We start from the raw sequence: 3,812 nt of genomic DNA on the forward strand, positions 1-3,812 counted from the left end.
CCAGGTGCGGGCTGGTGTAGCGGCCGGTGTGCAGCCCGAACGCCCGCAACAGCGAGTCGATCATCCGCGCGGTGGACGTCTTACCGTTGGTGCCGGTCAGGTGGATCGCGGGGTACGCCCGCTGCGGGCTGCCGAGCAGGTCGAGCAGCGACTCGATCCGGTCCAGCTCGAAGACCATGCGGGTGAAACCGCGGGCGTTCAGCTCGGCTTCGACGGCGGCGAAATCGGTACGGTCGGTCACGAGGGCAGTGTCTCCAGAGCAGCGTCGATCCGGACCAGGTCGGCCTCGGCGGTGGCGAGCCGGTCGCGGATCTTCGCGACCACCGGCTCGGGGGCCTTCCCGATGAAGGCCGGGTTGCCGAGCTTCGCCCGGGCCTGCGCGGCCTCCTTCTCGGCCGCCGCGCGGTCCTTGGTCAGCCGGGCCCGCTCGGCGGCCACGTCGATCGACCCCCGCGTGTCCAACGCGACACCGACCGCGCCGGGCATGGCCAGCGTGGCGCTGGCCTGGAAGTCGTCACCGGCCGGGTCCAGCCGGACCAGCGAACGGATCAGCGGCTCGTGGGCCGCGATACCCGCACCGGACAGCCCGTCCAGCCGGGCGGCCACCCGCTGCGTGGGACGCAGCCCCTGGTCGGAACGGAACCGGCGGATCTCGGTGACCACCCGCTGCACGCCGAGCAGCTCGGCCTCGGCGGCGTCGTCGACCAGCGACCGGTCGGCCACCGGCCAGGCGGCGGCCTGCACCGTCTCGCCGCCGGTCAGCGCGAGCCACAACTCCTCGGTGACGAACGGAATCACCGGGTGCAGCAGCCGCAGCAGCTGGTCGAGCACATGCCCGAGCACCCGACGGCTGGCCTCGGCCCGCTCGCCGCCCTCGGCGAGCACCGGCTTGCTCAGCTCGACGTACCAGTCGCAGACGTCGTCCCACGCGAAGTGGTACAGCAGGTCGCACACCTTGGCGAACTCGTACGCCTCGAACTGTTCGTCGACCTCGGCGGTGACGTGCGCCAACCGGGACAGGATCCACCGATCGACGGTGGAGAGCTGCTCGGTCGGGGGCAGGTCACCCGTGGTGTGGGCGCCGTTCATCAGCGCGAACCGGGTGGCGTTCCAGAGCTTGTTGCAGAAGTTGCGCGAGCCCTGGCACCACTCCTCGCTCACCGGGACGTCCTGGCCGGGGTGCGCGCCCCGGGCCAGGGAGAACCGGCGGGCGTCGGCGCCGTACCGGTCGATCCAGTCCAGCGGGTCGACCACGTTGCCGAACGACTTCGACATCTTCTTGCCGAACTGGTCGCGCACCATGCCGTGCAGCGCGACCACGTCGAAGGGCGGCCGGCCGTCCATCGCGTAGAGGCCGAACATCATCATCCGGGCGACCCAGAAGAACAGGATGTCGTACCCGGTGACCAGCACGCTGGTCGGGTAGAACTTCGCCAGGTCCGGGGTCTGCTCGGGCCAGCCCAGTGTGGAGAACGGCCACAGGCCGCTGGAGAACCAGGTGTCCAGGACGTCCTCGTCCTGGTGCCAGCCCTCGCCGGTCGGCGGTGCCTCGTCCGGGCCGACGCAGACGATCTCACCGGCCGGGCCGTACCAGACCGGGATGCGGTGCCCCCACCACAGCTGGCGGGAGATGCACCAGTCGTGCATGTTGTCGACCCAGGCGAAGTAGCGCTTGGCCAGCTCGGCCGGCTCGATGCGGACCCGGCCGTCGCGCACCGCGTCACCCGCGGCCTGGGCCAGCGGGGCGGTGTTGACGAACCACTGCAACGACAGCCGCGGCTCGACGGTGGTCTTGCACCGCGAGCAGTGCCCGACGGCGTGCACGTACGGGCGCTTCTCGGCGACGATCCGGCCCTGCTCCCGCAGCGCTGCCACGATCGCCGGGCGCGCCTCGAACCGGTCCAGCCCTTCGAACGGGCCGGGGACGGTGATCACACCCCGCTCGTCCATCACAGTCAGCGCGGGCAGGTCGTGCCGCTGGCCGATCTCGAAGTCGTTCGGGTCATGGGCCGGGGTCACCTTGACCATGCCGGTGCCGAAGGACGGGTCGACGTGCGCGTCGGCGACGATCGGGATCCGGCGGCCGGTCAGCGGCAGCTCGACCTCGGTGCCGATCAGGTGCTGGTAGCGCTCGTCGTCGGGGTGCACCGCCACGGCGGTGTCGCCGAGCATCGTCTCGGCCCGGGTGGTGGCCACCACGACCTCGTCGCTGTAGCGGATCGAGATCAGCTCGCCGTCGTCGTCGGTGTGCTCGACCTCGATGTCGGAGAGCGCCGTGAGACACCGCGGACACCAGTTGATGATCCGGTTGGCCCGGTAGATGAGGCCGTCGTCGAAGAGCTTCTTGAAGATCGTCTGGACGGCGCGGCTCAGCCCCTCGTCCATGGTGAAGCGCTCGCGGTCCCAGTCGACGGAGTCGCCGAGGCGGCGCATCTGACCGAGGATGGCCCCACCGGACTCGGCCTTCCACTGCCAGACCCGCTCGACGAACTTCTCCCGACCGAGGTCGTGTCGGGACAGCCCCTCGGCGGCGAGCTGACGCTCGACCAGGTTCTGGGTGGCGATGCCGGCGTGGTCCATGCCGGGCAGCCACAGCGCCTCGAAACCCTGCATCCGCTTGCGACGGGTCAATGCGTCCATCAGCGTGTGCTCGAACGCGTGGCCCATGTGCAGGGAGCCGGTGACGTTCGGCGGGGGGATGACGATGGTGAAGGGGGGCTTGTCGCTGTCGGCGGAGGCCCGGAAGTGCCCGCCGGCTACCCACTGCTCGTACCGTCGCTGCTCTACCTCACCGGGCTGATACTGGCCGGCAAGGGTCGGGGCGTCGGGGCGTCGGGCATCCAGTCTCTCGGTCACCGGACAAGTCTACGGAGCGCTTCCGCAGACCTGACGTGCGCCACCTGCCGTTCGCGTACGGTGTCGGCTATGTCCGACGCACATCTCACCCAGCGGTCGCTCGACGGCGGCCGGGAGCCGGTCGAGCTGACCGAAGAGCCGATCCAGCTGAGCACCCGAGACTCCGGGGGCGATCCCGACGAACGATCCGGTGGCTGGTCCCGCCGCCGCAAGATCGCTTGGGGGGCCGCGCTGGTGGTCGGTCTCGCCGGTGCCGGGGTGCTCGGTGTCGCTGGGTGGCGGGTGGCGCAGCAGAAGGACACCCAACTGACCTCACCTGATCAGGTGGTGGGCCTGACCCGCGACGACAGCGAGCGGGCGAAGAGCACCGCCGACTATCTGCGCAGCGGCCTGGCGGCGAACATCGAGCTGGACCGCAGTTTCGGCACCGTCTACCGCGACCCGGCCGACGAGAAGCGCTCGGTGCTCATCTTCGGCGGCACCACCCTGCTCTGGCAGCCGGAACGGGACCTGGACAGCCTCTTCCGCCTGATGTCGGACGAGACCGGTGCGGTGAACGGGCTGCGCGAGCTGCCCGCGGGCGACCTCGGCGGCGTGCTGAAGTGTGGCAGCACCAGCGGCGAGGGAGGGGACTTCGCGGTGTGCGGTTGGGCCGACCACGGCAGCGTGGTCATGGCGATGTTCCCGGGCCGGTCGGTCAATGACGCCGGCGACCTGCTACGCGACCTCCGCGACGGCATGCAGACCCGAAACTGACCCGCACCGGTCGGCGCCCAGTTCACCGGAAAACGAGCAGACGCAGAAAGGGCCACCCCGGGTGGGGTGGCCCTTTCTGAAAGATTGTCCGGCGGCGTCCTACTCTCCCACACCCTCACGAGTGCAGTACCATCGGCGCTGGAGGGCTTAGCTTCCGGGTTCGGAATGTAACCGGGCGTTTCCCCTCCGCCATGACCGCC

2 protein-coding genes, 1 rRNA gene and 1 pseudogene are annotated in these 3,812 nt (G+C 70.2%); 1 reads left to right on the forward strand and 3 read right to left on the reverse strand.

Translation table 11 applies throughout. From position 1 onward, the window contains the following. Both KBX53_RS25510 and KBX53_RS25515 read right to left on the reverse strand, forming a co-directional pair. Positions 1–241 (reverse strand): annotated as a pseudogene (locus KBX53_RS25510) (dihydrofolate synthase); the annotation flags it as partial. Next, entirely contained in the window at positions 238–2,856 is a 2,619-nt protein-coding gene (locus KBX53_RS25515; protein WP_210862055.1) for a valine--tRNA ligase, read from the reverse strand. The pseudogene KBX53_RS25510 and the gene KBX53_RS25515, both read right to left, overlap by 4 nt. A 69-nt stretch (positions 2,857–2,925) precedes the next feature. On the opposite strand from KBX53_RS25515, the gene KBX53_RS25520 reads away from it, so the two are divergent. Beyond that, a complete protein-coding gene (locus KBX53_RS25520) occupies positions 2,926–3,612 on the forward strand; it encodes a hypothetical protein (protein ID WP_030336594.1) in 687 nt (228 codons plus the stop codon). 86 nt (positions 3,613–3,698) lie between these two features. Here KBX53_RS25520 and rrf read toward each other — a convergent pair. Beyond that, a 5S ribosomal RNA gene (gene rrf / locus KBX53_RS25525) occupies positions 3,699–3,812 on the reverse strand; the annotation flags it as partial.

It is taken from the genome of Micromonospora sp. M51 (genome assembly GCF_018070305.1).
GTDB lineage: Bacteria > Actinomycetota > Actinomycetes > Mycobacteriales > Micromonosporaceae > Micromonospora > Micromonospora parva.

What these genes read in the sequence shown, in the direction of transcription:
- KBX53_RS25520 (WP_030336594.1), top strand. Translation starts at nt 2,926, where the DNA reads ATGTCCGACGCACATCTCACCCAGCGGTCGCTCGACGGCGGCCGGGAG.